Genomic DNA, 16,837 nt, shown 5'->3' with positions numbered 1-16,837 from the left:
TTACACGGATAAACACGGAAAGAGAATAAACTTTATCCATGTAATTCGCATAATCCGTGCCTGGAAGAAATTGGAGAGGTGCTTCGAAACGCTCTCCTTGTACAAGTAATCTCTGTAATAAAGAAAACTAGTGTCGGTTATGTCTTGGTTTTTGGTTATTCTTCCGAAAGAATGCTGTCATTCAGCGCTAACATTGTTTCTATATATTCGCGCGTATTACTTAATCTGGGGACTTTGTGTTGTCCTCCCAACTTTCCTCTCTGTGCCAGCCAATCATGGAATAATCCCTCACGGGCAACGATTACTTCCAATGGTTGCAGAGCTATATCTTTCCATCGTTTCGCCTCATAATCGGAGTTGACCTCCTTCAGTGTGGCATCAAGTATCGCTGCAAATTTTTCTACTGAATCCGGCATCTTAGCGAACTCTATTAACCACTGGTGCCGGCATTTGGCATTCTCATCCATAAATACAGGTGCCGCGGTGTATTCACTAACTTGTGCTCCGGTTTCGGCACAAGCCTTTGCCAATCCTTTTTCAGCGTTATCGACAATCAGCTCTTCGCCAAATGCGTTGATGAAATGCTTTGTTCTTCCTGTGATGACAAACTTATAGGGATTCTTGCTGGTAAACTTCACTGTATCCCCAATCATGTATCTCCATAAGCCGCAAGAAGTAGAAATAACCATTGCATAGTTCTTGTTGAGCTCGACTTCTTCAAGGCAATAAGCTCGTGGACTCTCTTTTCCTACTTCCTCCAGCGGAACAAATTCGTAGAAGATTCCGTAGTCGATCATTAATAACATGGCAGGATCAGAGAGGTCGTTTTGAGTTCCAAAATATCCTTCCGAAGCATTATAAGTCTCTACATAATGCATTTTCGGTGTTTGAATTACCTGCTTGTATTGCTCACGATAAGGAGTGAAAGCCACTCCACCGTGGAAGAAAACTTCCAGGTTGGGCCATACTTCTTCCAAAGCCTGTTTTCCTGTCTTTTCAAGAACACGTTTGATAAGTACCAGCATCCACGACGGTACGCCGGACAAGCTTGTCACATTTACCGGAATAGTGCTGTTGGCGATTGCTTCTATTTTGGTCTCCCATTCGCTCATCAATGCAATTTTCTTGCTAGGTACACGAATGAAATTGATAAGCGGATTCACATTTTGAATCAGAATAGCGGATAAATCTCCTACTAAACTATGGTTGGAGTTGAGGTTCGGACTATGGCTACCCCCGAGAATCAGTCCCTTGCCGGAGAAAAAATGGCTATCCGGATTGATGCGGAAATAAAGAGCTGCCGCGTCTTTTCCTCCTCTGTAATGAATGTCTTCCAGTGCCTCTTTGCTGACGGGAAGGAATTTACTTTTATCATTAGTCGTTCCGGAGGATTTTGCAAACCAGCGTATCTCCGATGGCCAAAGCAGATTCTGTTCCCCGGCTCGCAAACGTTCTACATAAGGTTTGATTTCTTCGTATGTTTGGATAGGAACACGTTTTCGGAAATCTTCATAGTTACGGATAGAGGAATAATCGTACTTTCTTCCCCATTCAGTCTGAGCGGCCTGGCGTGTTAAGCGGCTTAACACACGATGCTGTATCTCACTAGCCTGATTAGCATATAGGTCTATCTGTTTTAAACGGGAATCGAAAGTCTTACTAATAATTTTTGTAATATTCATTTCTGCTTTAACATAATAATGTTTAGTCGTGCAAAAGTAACTTATTTATCTTTTTTTTCTATCTTTACGACGGAAATAATCGTTAAAAATTGACGACTTTCATATAAATCCCGAGTTTTAGACTAAAAAATGCGACAATGAGAATTGGAATCTTAACATCCGGCGGGGACTGTCCCGGTATTAATGCCACGATTCGTGGCGTGTGCAAAACTGCCATCAATTATTACGGAATGGAAGTGGTAGGTATTCACAGCGGTTTTCAGGGCTTGCTGACTAAAGATGTCGAATCTATTACAGACAAGTCGCTCTCCGGTTTGCTCAATCTGGGTGGAACGATGTTAGGAACTTCTCGTGAGAAGCCTTTCAAAAAAGGAGGCGTTGTCTCTGATGTTGACAAACCGTCTTTAATTCTTCAGAATATCCATGAAATTGGGCTGGATTGTGTCGTTTGTATCGGTGGAAATGGAACGCAGAAGACTGCAGCCAAGTTTGTTGCAATGGGAGTTAACATCGTATCTGTTCCTAAAACCATTGATAATGATATTTGGGGCACGGACATCTCTTTTGGTTTCGACTCGGCGGTAAGTATTGCTACTGATGCCATCGACCGTCTACATTCCACCGCAAGCTCTCATAAAAGGGTGATGGTGATTGAAGTGATGGGGCATAAGGCTGGCTGGATTGCTTTGTATTCCGGTATGGCAGGAGGAGGGGATGTGATTCTCGTTCCTGAAATCGCTTATAACATTAAAAATATTGGCAATACGATTCTGGAAAGACTAAAGAAAGGCAAACCCTATTCTATTGTAGTGGTAGCGGAAGGAATTCAGACTGACGGGCGTAAACGTGCTGCTGAATATATCGCGCAGGAAATTGAATATGAAACTGGTATAGAAACTCGCGAAACAGTTCTGGGGTATATTCAGCGTGGTGGTTCGCCTACTCCTTTCGACCGCAATCTTTCTACCCGCATGGGCGGGCATGCAACAGAATTGATAGCCAATGGCCAATTCGGGCGTATGGTGACTTTAAAAGGAGACGATATAGCATCTATTCCTCTTGAAGAAGTTGCAGGAAAACTGAAATTGGTTACTGAAGATCACGATTTGGTGATTCAGGGTCGTCGCATGGGGATTTGTTTTGGTTAGTTGCCGGAGCTTCTGTGTCCTGTACTGTGGAAATCTCATCGACGAGGATGTTTTCTTCTGAAACATTCTCTGGTTTTATCTCGGGATTTGCATTCAGTTCGGTTTCGAGTTCATTCTCAAGCTCGGTTGCCAATTCAGTATCAGAACCTGTCGCAAGTTCAACTTCCATTTCTGTTTCCGTTTCAGTTGCCGAATGTTGTATTTTAATCTCCTCGATGGTTGACATAAATGTCGGTTCCTTTACTTTCTTTATAGCCATCTGGGCGGCATTCTGTTGAGATTCCTTCTTGGAATACCCCGTACCTGTTCCTGCCGGAAGTCCTTCAATACGTACTTCAGTTTGGAATACAGGGTTACTGTCATGATCGAGAAACTGCTCGATTAATTCAAAGGAAACCTCCATTTTGTTCTTTTGGCTCCATTCGATAAGCTTGGATTTGAAGTTAACCTCTTTTCGGGATATTTTATCCAGATCGATATAACGGTTAATGATCCGTTGTTCCATAAACAGTTTGCAGCGTTCATATCCCTGATCCAGATAAATAGCTCCGATGAACGCCTCAAAAGCATTTCCATACATGTAGCTGTTGTGAGAAGAGGAGCGGGTAGAATACTTGATGAGCTTATCCAGGCCGATTTCAACGGCCAACTTGTTCAACGTCTCTCGTTGTACGATCTTGGAACGTGTATTGGTCAGGAAACCTTCCCGTTTCCCTTCGAAACGTTTGTAGACAATATCTCCCACGATGGCGTCGAGGATGGCGTCACCTAAAAACTCCAGCCGTTCATTGTTGAGAGGACGTCCCTTGTCGGAGCGGACAGAAGTCGATTTGTGCAGGAGAGCCTGCTCATAAAGCTGGATATTGCGCGGGTAGAACCCGAGTATCCGGTAAAAACAAAGATAAGACTCTCTATCCTTGCGGAACAAGAGCCTTATCTTATCTATTTCGTTACGTAACACGATATTACTCTGCGTATTTCTTGAAGATAACGCACGCATTGTGACCACCAAATCCAAATGTATTGGACAAGGCAACATTAACTTCGCGTTTCTGTGCTTTATTGAACGTGAAATTAAGGTTGTAGTCGATGTTCTCGTCGTCGTCACCTTCTTCGTGGTTGATAGTCGGAGGAACAATGCCGTTCTTAATGGCAAGGATGCTTGCAATAGATTCTACCGCACCGGCAGCTCCCAGCAAGTGACCTGTCATTGATTTGGTTGAACTGATGTTCAACTCGAACGCATGATCACCGAATACTTCCTTGATTGCTTTTGCTTCTGAAATATCACCAACCGGAGTAGATGTACCGTGTACATTGATATAGTCTACTTCTTTCGGATCCATTTCCGCATCTTCCAGTGCATTCATCATCACCAGTTTCGCTCCCAGACCTTCCGGATGAGAAGCAGTCAAGTGATGTGCATCTGCAGACATACCTACACCGGCAACTTCTGCATAGATTTTTGCACCACGAGCTTTAGCGTGTTCCAGTTCTTCCAGGATCAAGCAACCGCCACCTTCGCCCATAACGAAACCATCGCGGCTTGCGCTAAACGGACGTGAAGCTTTAGAAGCTTCGTCGTTGCGTGTTGACAAGGCGTGCATAGCGTTGAAACCGCCTACACCTGCCGGGAAGATTGCTGCTTCGGAACCACCGGATACAATTACATTTGCTTTACCCAAACGAATCAGGTTGAAGGCATCTGCAATAGCGTTGGTTGAAGTAGCACATGCTGAACAAGTCGCGTAGTTAGGACCATGGAAACCATACATGATAGAAATCTGTCCGGCTGCAATATCCGAAATCATCTTTGGAATGAAGAACGGATTAAACTTCGGACCCATTTCCTGACGAGTGTAGTAGTTGCCTACCTCTTCTTCAAATGTATGTATACCACCAATACCGGCGCCGAAAATAACACCGATTTTGTTCAAGTCTTCTTTCTCGACGTCAAGACCGGAATCACTCACCGCTTCTTTAGCAACAGCGATGGCATATTGAGTATACAGGTCCATCTTTCTTGCTTCTTTGCGGTCTATGTATTTCGTTGCATCGAAGTCTTTCACTTCGCATGCGAATTGGGTCTTGAATAACGACGCATCAAAATGAGTAATAGGCCCTGCTCCACTAACCCCGTTCACAATGTTTTCCCAAAATTCGGGAACGCTGTTGCCAACGGGAGTAATGGCGCCAAGGCCTGTTACTACCACTCTTTTTAATTCCATATTGATGAAATCGAATTACTTAGCGTGTTCTTCGATATAAGATACAGCATCACCTACAGTACCAATCTTTTCTGCTTGGTCATCAGGAATAGAGATACCGAATTCTTTTTCGAATTCCATGATAAGTTCTACAGTGTCAAGAGAATCTGCTCCCAGGTCGTTAGTGAAGCTTGCTTCGTTAGTAACTTCTGATTCTTCTACGCCTAATTTATCAACGATAATCGCTTTTACTCTTGATGCAATTTCAGACATAACTTTAAGTTTTTAATTAATAATTAGTTTTATTTCTTTAAATTTGCGGTGCAAAGGAATGAATATTTATCGTTTTGCGCAAATATTTGACTAAATAAATGCAATGTTTTGCACATTTTTCACTGTTTTGTGCATCGAATTTGAGAGTTATGAAGAAAAACATCGCAATTTTCGCTTCCGGTTCCGGTTCAAATGCCGAGAATATTATCCGGTATTTCCAAAAAAACGATTCCGTTCAGGTTTCGTTGGTGCTTTCTAATAAAAGTGACGCCTATGTTTTGGAACGTGCGCATCGCTTGGGAGTGCCTTCTAACGTGTTTCCAAAGGAGGATTGGATAGCCGGAGATGAAATTTTGGCTATTTTGCAGGAGTACCGCATTGATTTTGTCGTGTTGGCCGGCTTCTTAGTTCGCGTGCCGGATTTGCTTTTGCATGCTTATCCCGATAAAATTATAAATATACATCCTGCTCTTCTGCCGAAGTACGGAGGCAAAGGAATGTATGGTGACCGGGTACATGAAGCGGTAGTGGCTGCCGGTGAGAAAGAAAGCGGCATTACTATACATTATATAAATGAGCATTACGACGAAGGAAATACGATTTTTCAAGCTACTTGCCCTGTTCTTTCGACTGATTCTCCGGATGATGTAGCTAAGAAGGTGCATGCTTTGGAATATGAACACTTCCCTCAAATCATAGAACAAGTACTAAATAATAAGAATTAAGTATCAGGTATTAAGTATTACGTCGTACAGATAATCCTTTGACAGAATTTTATTAAATTTTTCGGTCAATGCGATTAATGTTTGATACTTACTTGAAACTTAATACCTAATACTTAATAATGTATGCTTTCTCTTCTCTCCGCAAAGGATAATCTCCGCGTAGGGTTTCGAATAGCTCCGGTTGATTTTTTAGCCGGTTGCTGTCTTCGGTTGGATTATACATTTGGAGGACTGCTTCTTCGTGGTTTTTTGCATGAATAATGGGGGAGACAGGTGCGGGTGCGTTAATTTCATAATCCCCTTTTATTTGGAAAAATTTGCAGATGGCATCCAATGACATACGTGTGGCGTTTGCTTTTCCATCTGCAGAGTAACCTGCAATGTGAGGAGTTCCGATAAATGTCTTTTCCAATAGATCACGGTTGATTTCCGGTTCATGCTCCCATACGTCGATGATGGCATCCGAAATCATCTGGCTGTTCAAGGCTTTTAAAAGAGCATCAGTCTGGATGACTTCTCCTCGTGAGGTATTGATGATAACAGGCTTCCGTTTGAGTGACTGAAAGAAAACTTCATCCGCCAAGTGGAACGTTTTATACTTTCCTTCCTTATATAAAGGTACGTGAAAAGTGATGATGTCACACTCTTCCGCTATTTTCTCCAGTGAAGAGAATCGTTCTGCACCTTCTTTTTCTTCCCGTGGCAAATCATTCAATAAAACACGCATGCCAAAATCCTGGGCAACTTTAGCTACCTTACTCCCGACATTTCCTACTCCTATGATTCCAATCGTCAGTTCATTCAGTCTTTTATTCCTGACGGACTTCCATACAAGAAGCGATGACTGTATATATTGGGCGACAGAAGCCGAATTACATCCCGGTGCATTCGTCCATTCGATACCGGCCTGTTTGCAATACTCCGTATCAATATGGTCGAAACCTATGGTTGCCGTCGCTATGAATTTCACTCGACTACCTTCCAATAAATCCCGGTTGCAATGTGTGCGGGTACGGACAATAAGTGCGTCCGCATCCCGTACGAGCTCCGGAGTGAAATCTTTCCCCGGTGCATAAACTACCTCATCGGCTATTCTCTGCACCGCTTCTTTTATATAAGGTATTTTATTGTCGATAATAATTTTCATATACAATTCATCTTTTATACCCACAAAGGTAACAAATAAAAAAGTAAGAAACGGTTGCTTGTCTGAAAAATATTACATAGATTTGCCCTATTATATATCTATTAGCTAGTTAAGATTATGACATTTAGTAACCTTTGCAACGAGATTTTTTGGAAATCGACAACAGATTACCATGTAACGGATAGTGTGGATGCTCCGATGAACAATCCTTACGAGTTGAAAACTATTGAGTATTATTTATATCTAAAGAACTGGATTGATGCTGTGCAATGGCATTTTGAGGATATTATCCGTGACCCGCAGATTGATCCGGTAGAAGCATTGGCCTTGAAAAGAAGAATTGATAAATCAAATCAGGACCGTACAGACCTGGTGGAATTAATTGATAGCTACTTTTTAGACAAATACAAAGAGGTAAAACCTCTCTCTGACGCAACGATTAATACGGAAAGCCCTGCATGGGCAATTGACCGCTTGTCAATTCTTGCATTGAAAATTTACCACATGCAGCAGGAGGTGGAACGTACGGACACTACCGAGGAACACCGTGCTCAATGCCAGGCTAAGTTGAATATCCTGCTGGAACAACGCAAAGACCTTTCTACGGCTATTGAACAGCTGTTGGCTGATATCGAAGCCGGAAGAAAATATATGAAAGTATATAAACAGATGAAGATGTATAATGACCCGGCATTAAATCCGGTGCTTTATGCGAAAAAATAACGAATGGCGCGTATTCTCATTATTCGTTTTTCAGCTCTTGGCGATGTAGCCATGACAATCCCGGTAATACATTCGCTGGCTGTGCAATACCCGCAGCACGAAATAACAGTGTTAAGTCGTGCTGTATGGCAGCCACTCTTTCAGGGGTTGCCTGCCAATGTGGGTTTTGTCGGAGCTGATTTAACAGGCAAGCACAAGGGGCTTTGGGGCTTGAATAGCCTTTATTCGGAATTGAAAGCGATGCATTTTGATTACATTGCTGATTTTCATCATGTACTTCGTTCTAAGTATTTATGTTTGCGATTCCGTCTTGCCAATAAACCGGTAGCTTCCATTTGTAAAGGAAGGGCAGGCAAAAAGAAGCTGGTTCGCCGTCATGATAAGGTGATGGAAAATCAGAAGAGTTCTTTTCGTCGTTATGCCGATGTACTTGAGAAGCTAGGTTTACCGGTACTATTAAATTTCTCTTCTATTTATGGCGAAGGAAAAGGAGACTTTGCGGAAATAGAACCAGTCACAGGGCCTAAAGAAGATCAAAAGTGGATTGGTATAGCTCCTTTTGCCAAACATGCAGGTAAGATTTATCCGTTAGAACTGCAGGAGCAAGTTATAGCACATTTTGCTGCCAATCCCAAAGTAAAGGTTTTCCTCTTTGGAGGCGGTAAAAGCGAGCAGGACGTATTTGATGCATGGATTGCTAAATATCCTTCTGTCGTTTCAATGATCGGTAAACTGAATATGCGTACCGAACTGAATCTGATGAGCCATCTGGACGTGATGCTTTCAATGGATTCTGCCAATATGCATTTGGCATCCCTGGTCAATATTCCGGTTGTCTCTATTTGGGGAGCCACCCATCCTTATGCCGGTTTTATGGGTTGGAAACAATTGCCGGTCAATACCGTGCAACTCGATTTGTCATGCCGTCCCTGTTCTGTATATGGTCAGAAGCCTTGCTGGCGAGGTGATTATGCCTGTTTGAGGGATATAAAGCCGGAGCAGGTCATTGCGAAAATAGAAGGGTTTGTAGATTAATCCTTGCTGAAGTTCAAATTAGCTGTTTATTGAGCCGAAAGAGCGTAGAATCAAATAATGATGAAAGAGATACAACGAAAGAAAAAGGTACTGATAGATCTTACGAATTATGGTAGTCTCACAGCCGGCTTCGGGCAGATTGCGGCCAACTATGCAACCGCCTTTTCGTCTATGCTGGTAGATGATCTTCATTTTGTATATTTATTGCGGCAGAAATATATGCAGGAATTTGGCCCGAATGTGACCTCTGTTCCGGTACGTCGTATCAATAAGTTTTTTCCTTTTACCCTTCCCAAGGTAGATGTATGGCATGCGGTGAATCAACAGCGCAAGCTGTTGCGTATTGCCGGTGGGACAAAGTTTATCTTTACTATACACGACTTTAATTTTTTAACAGAGAAAAAGCCCTGGAAGGCAAAAATGTATCTTCGCCGGATGCAGAATAAGGTCAATAAGGCAGCGGTCGTGACTACGATCTCTCATTATGTGGCAGATGTCATTCGGCAGCATGTAGATTTGAAAGGGAAGGAGATCCGGGTCATCTATAATGGAGTGGAGAGAATCGATACATTGGAAGGAATAAAGCCGTCGTTTGCTACAGGGCGTCCTTTCTTTTTTACGATTGGACAAATCCGTAGAAAAAAGAACTTCCATCTCTTGGTTGACGTAATGCGTCATTTCCCGGAATATGATCTATATATTTGTGGCGATGCTCATTTTGCTTATGCTGAAGAAGTGCGCAATCTGATCCGTGAGAATCAGCTCACTAATGTCTTTTTGACGGATGTTATTTCTCAAAGCGAGAAGATCTGGTTATATCGGAACTGTGAGGCATTCCTGTTTCCTAGTGAGGGAGAAGGCTTTGGATTGCCGGTGGTGGAAGCTATGCAATTTGGGAAGGCTGTATTTGCTGCTAATCGCACTAGTTTGCCGGAAGTTTGTAATGGACACGCTATCATGTGGGAACATTTGGATACAGAATCTATGGTGGAAAGTATCCGGGAGCATCTACCTGATTTTTATAAAGATAAGGAACGCTTGGAGAAAATCAAGGGACATGCCGCTTCATTCAGTTACGAGAAGCATATACAAGCCTACCTTGATTTATATCGGGAGTTAGCTCAATTGCCTTAGTATTGGAATCAATTGCTCGTATACCTTTTCGGGAGTAATTAATGCAAAACGCTCCTCATAGGGTAATGTCGCCTGTTGTTCCGGTGGAAGAATGTCGTCAGGACTAATTCCTTCGGCGAGTACGGAATTGGCGGGTAACCACATTGACTTTGACGCACTTGGTGAATAAATGGCAAATGAAGGAACTCCAAGAGCTTGGGCGATGTGTCTGGCTCCTCCTTCGTTCCCGAAGTAAAATGAACAGTTGGCACAAAGTGCTGCCAGTTGTCGTAATGAAGAAGCTTGTATATCGATCTTGATACGTTCCGGACATCCTAATTCCTTGTAGATATTTCTGGCATCTTCTTCTTCGTACCCCGGCGCGTAGTTGAAGATCATTTGTATGTCCTTGTATTCCTCTAATATTCTTTTCAGTGTGGCTGCCATGAACTCCGTATTCCATTTTTTATGGATGAGTTTGGTTGTGACTCCTATTAATAACACAGGGCGTGCAAAATCAATCCCTTCCTTTTCCATATAATATCGGAAATCTTCTTTTTCCCGGTCAGTCAGATATAACTTGAATTCTTTTGTGTATTGAATAGGTCTGATCTTTTCTAATGGTGCTGCAAGCAATAGATTGCGTTGTACCATGTCAGTTGTCAGATTCTTACTGTAAGTGTCTGTCCGGTAGTTCAGTAGAAAATGTGTATATCCTTTAATGCGTCCTATCCGGAAAGGAGTTCTTAATGAAAAAAGAGAGAAAAAAAGGGTCCGGATAGTAGAGCGCATATCGATGATTACATCGTATCTGTTTTTATGCATTACCTGCCATACTTTTTTTATATAAGCAGTGAATGGTTTATTCTCATTCTTGTCAAATGTAATGACTTTATCTATATCCGGATGCCCCTCATAGAGTGGAGCAATATTTTTATTAAGCACGAAGTGTATCTCTGCATCGGGAAAACTTTTTTTCAGCGTGCTGCACAATGCAACAGCCAGAATTGAGTCGCCTATTTGTCTAAATCGAATAATTAGAATTCTTTTGATTGGTTTCATGCTTAAACTTCCTTATGCTTTTTATCGTGCAAACATAACTAAAAAAAAGCATTTATGTCTAAATATAAATGAAAAGAAAAAAGAAAAAATGACTAAAGCGGTTCGTAACAGGACTTATATGTAGAGAGAGTTAGCCAATCTTTGTGAGAAAAGAGAAAAATATAGTCGGAATATGGCCTAATTTCTTTATCTTTGCTCAATCTTTGTAATTAGTATTATATAGGAGAGTGTAATGAGAGTGATTGTAAATCCCAAGTACGCACATTTGCAGAAGGAGATAGAAGAAATTCCAAGGTCCTTCCAGAAAGAAAGAGATGTGGTGTATGATGGTCGTAATGTTTTAAAACGAATTGGCTTGGGCAGTATTGATGTTGTGGTGAAGAGCTTTAAGAAGCCTCACATCATCAACCGCGTTGTATATTCGTTTTTCCGGCAATCAAAAGCAGAACGTTCCTATATTTATTCTATGGAGATCCAACAGCATGGTTTTGACACTCCGGAGCCAGTGGCTATGATTGAACAATTTCAGAATGGTCTTCTTTCACATAGCTATTATATTTGTTGTTATGATGGTGGCGAAACTGTCCGTTCCCTGATGGATGGGAAAGTAGAGGGAAATGAAGATAAACTTTCTGCTTTTGCGCGCTACACTGCTGCTTTGCATCAGGCAGGTATTCTCCATTTGGACTATTCTCCCGGTAATATACTGATTCATCAGAATGAAACGAATGAATACAGTTTCTCTCTGGTCGACGTGAATCGCATGCAGTTGCTATCGGATATTGATTGTGATATGGTATGCCGTAATATGTGCCGTTTGTGTATTTCGCGTGAGGTACTGACTTACATCATGACAGAATATGCTTCTTTGCGTGGATGGGACGTCGAATCTACGGTCAGTCTGGCCCTTCGTTACAGCGATCAGTTTTTTACTCATTATATTTATCGTCGTGCGGCACGGAAAGAGAAAGAAAAGCATATTGTATCCCTGATTTTATTCTTCCGTTTATACCGTTCCGTACGTAAATTCTTTTCTTGGGAACCGCATATCTCACGTTTCTTATTGAAAAAGGAAAAGCATATCTATGATACATACCTGTGCAAGTATGATTATTGTGAATTGCTTTCTGCTGATTATCAATGATTACTTCTTACTTCCGCGCATCACTACACTGCGGATTTTATGCCTGAAAAACCCTTTTTGATTAATATATGTGCAGTTATGTTTGTCCAGAAATGCAGAGATAACTTCTTCGTCATCACGCAAGTGGTATGTGCAAATGGCAAAATCCAGCTTCTGGCAATTCTGGAATAAGTTATTGCATCCGGCCAATGCGTGCCGTTCGGCTCCTTCTATATCCATTTTAAGAAATAGATGTTCATTCGTCTGGTTGTTGAAGAAATCATCTAGTGTTTGCTCTCTCGAAGAATTATGGTCACTCACATACTTCTGGACAATCGTCACTTTATCCTGCCATGGTTCGAAGGTAGCTCTGATGGCTTCCAACCATTGCTCGTCCTGCTCAAACAAATAAACATGTTTGGCTTCTTCGATAATTTCCAATGATGAATAGCCTTCGGCACAACCGACATCCACAAATACTTTCCCTGTCACTTCTTTAACGCTGTTGAAGTAATGGTGCGGTGAGCGCCTGTCTTGTTCCATACTCAAAGCCCTATAATATTTTTGAATTTTCTTGGCTGGAGTGCTTTTTCTGAAATAGAGTCGCTTCTTTTCTTTTTGAACATAGTATAAGCCTTTTTCCTCATCTTTCTGTACATCAACAGGCATATTGGCGTATTCATCCTTGAATTCATACAGGTGTCTTGAATATCCATGTTCTTTAATATATTCATAGTATTTCAGATAAGGAGAGCCAGGCTTATATCCTTTCATGAAATAATATGGGAGAGTGCCATATATAAATTTCTTTATTGTATGTTTAAGTACGTTCATTTCATTAGTTTCTTGTAGATGTTTAAGATTTCTTCCGCTTGCTTTTCTTCAGAGAATCTTTTGGCAAATTTTTGCCCCTTTTCAATCATCTCCTTTTTTCTTTCAGTATCGGAGTATATCTGTTTGAAAGCATTGGCCATTCCTTTGATATCGTCAGGATGTACATAGATAGAGTCGGGACCTCCGGCTTCTTCCAGGCAAGATCCAGTCGCGGCCACTACCGGAATACCGGAGTATAGAGCTTCTATAATGGGAATACCAAAACCTTCGAAACGGGAAGGGTATACAAAAATTTCTGCTAACTGATAAAAAGCCGGTAGATCATCAAAAGGAACATTGCTGATGATATGTACCCTTTCTTCCAGCTTATTCTCCTTAATGAAACGTTCAATTTTATCAGTATATTCCGTGTGGCGTCCTACAATGACGAGATGAATCTGTTCAGGAAGCATCGTTAGTGCCTGCACCGCTGAAAGGGCGTTTTTGCGTTCTTCAATACTTCCTACGTTAAGGATATAGTGATCCGGTAGCTGATATTTAGCCCGGATTTCTCTTTTCTTCTCTGCTGCTACAGGATGCATGAATGAAGGATCACATCCCTGATAAACAACTTCTATCTTATCGGCGGGAATCCTGAAATACTCAATAATATCACGCTTGGTACATTCGCTGATAGCAATGATTTTATCGGCATTTTCGCAAGCTTTACGGAATTTGTATGTGTATATTTTCCTGTCGATCGAATGGTAATACTGCGGATAGCGCAGAAAGATCAGATCGTGAATCGTTACAATACTTTTTACCTCGCTTTGATGTATATTCAGGGGCAACTCATTACTAAGTCCGTGGAATATATCGATTTTTTCTTTTTCCAGTTGTTGGGTAACGCCCCATACTCGCCACAATGAACTTAACTTTTTCCAGGAAGAAGTAGTGGGATAAGAAAGCTGTAGTTGCTGATACTGCTTCGTTAATTTGTCCAGTCTCTTGTTTTCCCGTTTCTTGGGGGCATACAGCACATATTCATTCTCCGGATAGAATTGGCATAGGATATCCACTATATAGCGGCTATAATTACCCAGACCGGTGAAATTCTGTACTGCACGTTTTCCGTCAAAACCTATTCTCATTTCTTCTTCTTACCTTTATGTGATTATAATTAGACTTCAAAATTCCGATAAGGTTTATTCAAGTCTAAATAATGGAAATTATGTTGTCTTTGTCCACTTTGTTTAGGTCTGGTCATGTAATCTCCATATTTCTGTGACAGATAAGCGTCGTATTTCTGTACTCCCCATACTTCTTCATCTTCAAACCGGATAGGAGTGGGAGTGCCCAGGATATCCTTCGACATGATTCCTTTCATTCCATCATCATAATCGCAGACTAATGCGCATTGGTCGAAATCGTATTTCTTCATCACCTTCCTGATGCTTTCCTGTGCTCCGGTAAGGGTAAAAAACTTTCTGCATAATAGCGGTATCCATGAACTGGGACCTTTCCCATGTTTGTATGGATCGCGATGAATAAGATAAAGTACTCGTTTGTAGAACTCATACTTCGCAAAATGCATTCTTTGCGCCATACGGCTTTCCGGAACTCCATCTAGTGGAAATATATCAATATATACACCTCCCAGATATTTGAGATGCATACGCTCGATTAAGGTTGTGTTGGCATCCTGCACCTTTGCGAACGGAAGAGGATATTCCTTATCATTCTCAGCGCATACCGCTTCGTAAGGTTCCGGTAACCATTCTTTGGCATTAGCCATTAGTAAGTCATAATCAGCTCTTGGCATTCCGATATCCAAATCATCATCCCAGGGGATGAATCCTTTGTGGCGCACAGCTCCCAGCATGGTGCCTGCCATGATGTAATATCGCAGATTATGTTCTTTGCAAACTTTGTCAACAGCTAATAAGTTCTTTAATATGCGAAGCTGTAGAGGGCGGATGTCGTAATTAGCCATTCTATCTGATTTTAATTAATAAAGACTGGCTGGAATCAGCTTCTGTGCCTGTTGAAAGTCTTCTACTGTGTCCAGCTCGGCCGAGAAGAACTCGGTGGTGTCCATAACGTAAAAACTATATCCTTGCGGAATCAGTCTCTCAAAAGCCCGTTCGTAGAATATATTATCCAGCCCTTCGGTAGTAATCATAATTTCCAGTTCCCGGAATAGCGCTTTGGTATATTCAGCTGACATCTTTTCAATGCCGATAGATTCTCCGATAGCATCGGATATTGAGCAGACTTTGCTGATTTCAACGACCTTTTGTGCGTCGTCCACGATGACTTTTATTTCTTCTGCTCCGAGCTCATGACGATTCAGTGCCAATATGTCGTCCTTATCCGAATGAAGCAGTTTCTCTACAATCTGCGGATCAAATACAATGTCGCTGTCTAATAATAAAATCTCCTGCCCATCTGTATAGGAACGGGTGAGCCATAATGAATAGATATTGTTGGTTGATTCATACCTGTCATTATAGATGAAAGTAATATCTTGGGTTGGATAATGTGCCTGTAGGAAATCAACGATTTGCTGCTGGCGATACCCGGTGACAATGATGAACTCATCAATTCCGTTTTGTATCAGAGCATCAAAAGCTCTTTCCAAAAGGCATCGTTCTCCTATTTTGAGAAGACATTTGGGCGTCGTATCGGTCAGCGGGCGTAAGCGTGAAGCTATTCCTGCGGCTAATATTACTGCTTTCATTTGGATGCTATTTTTTTGATTGTATCTATAACGATCCGGTTCTGCTCTGGGCGTCCCAATGTGATACGCAAATGAGTATTGATATCCGGTTCATTCATAAACTTCACTTTATAACTCTGTTTAGCAAAAGCCTTTTGTAAAGCCTCTTTCAGTTCTATCGGGTATTTGATTAAAATAAAATTGGCAACCGATTCATATACTTTGAATCCGGGTAACACGCCGATTTCCTTTTCGTAACGCTCACGGTCCTCGTTCATCAGTTTGGCGATGTTTCGATAGTGTGCGTCCGATTTAAGAGCCGCAATGGCGATATCTTCGGATATCCGGTTATATCCCAGATATTTATTGCTGTATCTGCTGAATTTTTCCAGCTCCTTACTCATGAATCCGAATCCCATACGTAAACCGGGCAATCCATAAAACTTGGATAAAGTACGGGAAATAATCAAATTCGGATATTTATTAACCAGCTTTTTGATATAACTGGTATCAGTTGAAACAAAAGAAGCGTATGCTTCGTCTATCAATACCACTGTTTGACTGGGTACTTCTGCAAGCAGTTCATCCAATTCTTTCGGAGTTAAACCATTGCCGGTAGGGTTATTGGGAGAAGCTAGTAAAAGAATCTTCGGATTCTCTTTCTGAATCATATCTTTTAGCGTCTCAAAGTCATATTTAAAAGTATTTCCGTCTTCGTAGAGAGGATATTGCAAAGTATGGCCATTCACCTCATCTGCAATTGATTTATAATACCACCATGAGAACTTGGGAATCAACATCGTTTTATTTCCATCTTCTTGAGTCAGGAAGTAGTGTACAGCTTGCTTCAGAATATCTTCTCCGCCGTATCCTAATAAGACTTGTGTTTCATCTATATCGTAAAGTTCGGATAAGAAAACAGATAATATACTTTTCTTTCCTTCATCATAAATGCGGGTATAAAAACAAAGTTTATTTATATCGAAGTTTTTTAAAGCCTCTACTACTTCTTTTGATGGACTGTAGTTAAATTCGTTTCGATCTAAAAAGTTCAAATTCTTTTCCAT

At 41.4% G+C, this 16,837-nt stretch carries 17 protein-coding genes; 6 read left to right on the top strand and 11 right to left on the bottom strand.

What is annotated here, in order from left to right; genetic code table 11:
• Positions 1 to 155 precede the first annotated feature (155 nt).
• On the bottom strand, positions 156 to 1,682 hold the full coding sequence (locus N5O98_RS02395) for a GH3 auxin-responsive promoter family protein (protein ID WP_004308011.1): 1,527 nt from the start codon (positions 1,680 to 1,682) through the stop codon (positions 156 to 158).
• 137 nt (positions 1,683 to 1,819) lie between these two features.
• On the opposite strand from N5O98_RS02395, the gene N5O98_RS02390 reads away from it, so the two are divergent.
• Positions 1,820 to 2,830 (top strand): ATP-dependent 6-phosphofructokinase, encoded by a 1,011-nt coding sequence (locus N5O98_RS02390; RefSeq protein WP_004298309.1) that lies wholly within the window; start codon positions 1,820 to 1,822, stop codon positions 2,828 to 2,830.
• Here N5O98_RS02390 and rnc read toward each other — a convergent pair.
• From rnc to N5O98_RS02375, 3 genes are read right to left on the bottom strand one after another with little or no spacing between them, the layout of a single operon-like run.
• Entirely contained in the window at positions 2,772 to 3,830 is a 1,059-nt protein-coding gene (rnc, locus tag N5O98_RS02385) for a ribonuclease III (protein ID WP_004298308.1), read from the bottom strand. The two genes, N5O98_RS02390 and rnc, sit on opposite strands and share 59 nt — an antisense overlap.
• Positions 3,796 to 5,058, bottom strand: coding sequence for a beta-ketoacyl-ACP synthase II (gene fabF / locus N5O98_RS02380; RefSeq protein WP_004307441.1), 1,263 nt, complete (start codon positions 5,056 to 5,058; stop codon positions 3,796 to 3,798). The genes rnc and fabF overlap by 35 nt, the downstream gene beginning before the upstream one ends.
• Before the next feature lie 15 nt (positions 5,059 to 5,073).
• Entirely contained in the window at positions 5,074 to 5,310 is a 237-nt protein-coding gene (locus N5O98_RS02375) for an acyl carrier protein (protein ID WP_004291965.1), read from the bottom strand.
• 98 nt (positions 5,311 to 5,408) lie between these two features.
• Here N5O98_RS02375 and purN point away from each other — a divergent pair, with 98 nt between their 5' ends.
• Positions 5,409 to 6,035, top strand: coding sequence for a phosphoribosylglycinamide formyltransferase (gene purN, locus N5O98_RS02370; RefSeq protein ID WP_004324324.1), 627 nt, complete (start codon positions 5,409 to 5,411; stop codon positions 6,033 to 6,035).
• Between the two features lie 106 nt (positions 6,036 to 6,141).
• Here the strand turns inward: purN and pdxB are convergent, their stop codons facing one another.
• Entirely contained in the window at positions 6,142 to 7,182 is a 1,041-nt protein-coding gene (gene pdxB / locus N5O98_RS02365; protein WP_004308015.1) for a 4-phosphoerythronate dehydrogenase PdxB, read from the bottom strand.
• Between the two features lie 117 nt (positions 7,183 to 7,299).
• Here pdxB and N5O98_RS02360 point away from each other — a divergent pair, with 117 nt between their 5' ends.
• From N5O98_RS02360 to N5O98_RS02350, 3 genes are read left to right on the top strand one after another with little or no spacing between them, the layout of a single operon-like run.
• The gene (locus tag N5O98_RS02360; RefSeq protein ID WP_004307438.1) at positions 7,300 to 7,905 is read left to right on the top strand and encodes a DUF4254 domain-containing protein; all 606 of its coding nucleotides are present in this window, start codon (positions 7,300 to 7,302) and stop codon (positions 7,903 to 7,905) included.
• 3 nt (positions 7,906 to 7,908) lie between these two features.
• On the top strand, positions 7,909 to 8,940 hold the full coding sequence (locus N5O98_RS02355; protein WP_004308020.1) for a glycosyltransferase family 9 protein: 1,032 nt from the start codon (positions 7,909 to 7,911) through the stop codon (positions 8,938 to 8,940).
• A gap of 57 nt (positions 8,941 to 8,997) precedes the next feature.
• A complete protein-coding gene (locus N5O98_RS02350; RefSeq protein ID WP_008776084.1) occupies positions 8,998 to 10,074 on the top strand; it encodes a glycosyltransferase family 4 protein in 1,077 nt (358 codons plus the stop codon).
• Here N5O98_RS02350 and N5O98_RS02345 read toward each other — a convergent pair.
• Positions 10,057 to 11,115 carry a glycosyltransferase family 9 protein gene (locus N5O98_RS02345; protein WP_022199021.1) on the bottom strand — a complete coding sequence of 353 codons (1,059 nt, stop codon included), beginning with the start codon at positions 11,113 to 11,115 and terminating at the stop codon, positions 10,057 to 10,059. The genes N5O98_RS02350 and N5O98_RS02345 overlap by 18 nt on opposite strands.
• 232 nt (positions 11,116 to 11,347) lie before the next feature.
• On the opposite strand from N5O98_RS02345, the gene N5O98_RS02340 reads away from it, so the two are divergent.
• A complete protein-coding gene (locus tag N5O98_RS02340) occupies positions 11,348 to 12,259 on the top strand; it encodes a lipopolysaccharide kinase InaA family protein (protein WP_004298299.1) in 912 nt (303 codons plus the stop codon).
• Here N5O98_RS02340 and N5O98_RS02335 read toward each other — a convergent pair whose 3' ends face one another.
• The 5 genes from N5O98_RS02335 to N5O98_RS02315 are packed head-to-tail and all read right to left on the bottom strand — an operon-like array spanning position 12,260 to position 16,837.
• Positions 12,260 to 13,072 carry an FkbM family methyltransferase gene (locus N5O98_RS02335; protein WP_004298298.1) on the bottom strand — a complete coding sequence of 271 codons (813 nt, stop codon included), beginning with the start codon at positions 13,070 to 13,072 and terminating at the stop codon, positions 12,260 to 12,262. It abuts the gene before it with no gap.
• Positions 13,069 to 14,202 carry a glycosyltransferase family 4 protein gene (locus N5O98_RS02330; protein WP_004307434.1) on the bottom strand — a complete coding sequence of 378 codons (1,134 nt, stop codon included), beginning with the start codon at positions 14,200 to 14,202 and terminating at the stop codon, positions 13,069 to 13,071. The genes N5O98_RS02335 and N5O98_RS02330 overlap by 4 nt, the downstream gene beginning before the upstream one ends.
• 29 nt (positions 14,203 to 14,231) lie before the next feature.
• Positions 14,232 to 15,044: a LicD family protein gene (locus tag N5O98_RS02325; RefSeq protein WP_004308026.1), complete on the bottom strand. Its 813-nt coding sequence runs from the start codon at positions 15,042 to 15,044 to the stop codon at positions 14,232 to 14,234.
• Positions 15,045 to 15,059: 15 nt separating this feature from the next.
• Positions 15,060 to 15,791: a phosphocholine cytidylyltransferase family protein gene (locus N5O98_RS02320; RefSeq protein WP_004308027.1), complete on the bottom strand. Its 732-nt coding sequence runs from the start codon at positions 15,789 to 15,791 to the stop codon at positions 15,060 to 15,062.
• Positions 15,788 to 16,837: a pyridoxal phosphate-dependent aminotransferase gene (locus tag N5O98_RS02315; RefSeq protein WP_004308028.1), complete on the bottom strand. Its 1,050-nt coding sequence runs from the start codon at positions 16,835 to 16,837 to the stop codon at positions 15,788 to 15,790. The genes N5O98_RS02320 and N5O98_RS02315 overlap by 4 nt, the downstream gene beginning before the upstream one ends.

The sequence above is a fragment of the Bacteroides sp. LFL-34 genome, assembly GCF_027257075.1.
GTDB classification, from domain to species: domain Bacteria; phylum Bacteroidota; class Bacteroidia; order Bacteroidales; family Bacteroidaceae; genus Bacteroides; species Bacteroides ovatus.
The sequence above is the reverse complement of the archived record's forward strand: the minus strand, read 5'-3'. Positions and strand labels throughout refer to the sequence as shown.

Bases quoted from the DNA above. Each gene is read 5' to 3' on its own strand.
- N5O98_RS02395 (WP_004308011.1), bottom strand. From the start codon at position 1,682: ATGAATATTACAAAAATTATTAGTAAGACTTTCGATTCCCGTTTAAAA.
- N5O98_RS02390 (WP_004298309.1), top strand. From the start codon at position 1,820: ATGAGAATTGGAATCTTAACATCCGGCGGGGACTGTCCCGGTATTAAT.
- rnc (WP_004298308.1), bottom strand. From the start codon at position 3,830: ATGCGTGCGTTATCTTCAAGAAATACGCAGAGTAATATCGTGTTACGT.
- fabF (WP_004307441.1), bottom strand. From the start codon at position 5,058: ATGGAATTAAAAAGAGTGGTAGTAACAGGCCTTGGCGCCATTACTCCC.
- N5O98_RS02375 (WP_004291965.1), bottom strand. From the start codon at position 5,310: ATGTCTGAAATTGCATCAAGAGTAAAAGCGATTATCGTTGATAAATTA.
- purN (WP_004324324.1), top strand. From the start codon at position 5,409: ATGCAATGTTTTGCACATTTTTCACTGTTTTGTGCATCGAATTTGAGA.
- pdxB (WP_004308015.1), bottom strand. From the start codon at position 7,182: ATGAAAATTATTATCGACAATAAAATACCTTATATAAAAGAAGCGGTG.
- N5O98_RS02360 (WP_004307438.1), top strand. From the start codon at position 7,300: ATGACATTTAGTAACCTTTGCAACGAGATTTTTTGGAAATCGACAACA.
- N5O98_RS02355 (WP_004308020.1), top strand. From the start codon at position 7,909: ATGGCGCGTATTCTCATTATTCGTTTTTCAGCTCTTGGCGATGTAGCC.
- N5O98_RS02350 (WP_008776084.1), top strand. From the start codon at position 8,998: ATGATGAAAGAGATACAACGAAAGAAAAAGGTACTGATAGATCTTACG.
- N5O98_RS02345 (WP_022199021.1), bottom strand. From the start codon at position 11,115: ATGAAACCAATCAAAAGAATTCTAATTATTCGATTTAGACAAATAGGC.
- N5O98_RS02340 (WP_004298299.1), top strand. From the start codon at position 11,348: ATGAGAGTGATTGTAAATCCCAAGTACGCACATTTGCAGAAGGAGATA.
- N5O98_RS02335 (WP_004298298.1), bottom strand. From the start codon at position 13,072: ATGAACGTACTTAAACATACAATAAAGAAATTTATATATGGCACTCTC.
- N5O98_RS02330 (WP_004307434.1), bottom strand. From the start codon at position 14,202: ATGAGAATAGGTTTTGACGGAAAACGTGCAGTACAGAATTTCACCGGT.
- N5O98_RS02325 (WP_004308026.1), bottom strand. From the start codon at position 15,044: ATGGCTAATTACGACATCCGCCCTCTACAGCTTCGCATATTAAAGAAC.
- N5O98_RS02320 (WP_004308027.1), bottom strand. From the start codon at position 15,791: ATGAAAGCAGTAATATTAGCCGCAGGAATAGCTTCACGCTTACGCCCG.
- N5O98_RS02315 (WP_004308028.1), bottom strand. From the start codon at position 16,837: ATGGAAAAGAATTTGAACTTTTTAGATCGAAACGAATTTAACTACAGT.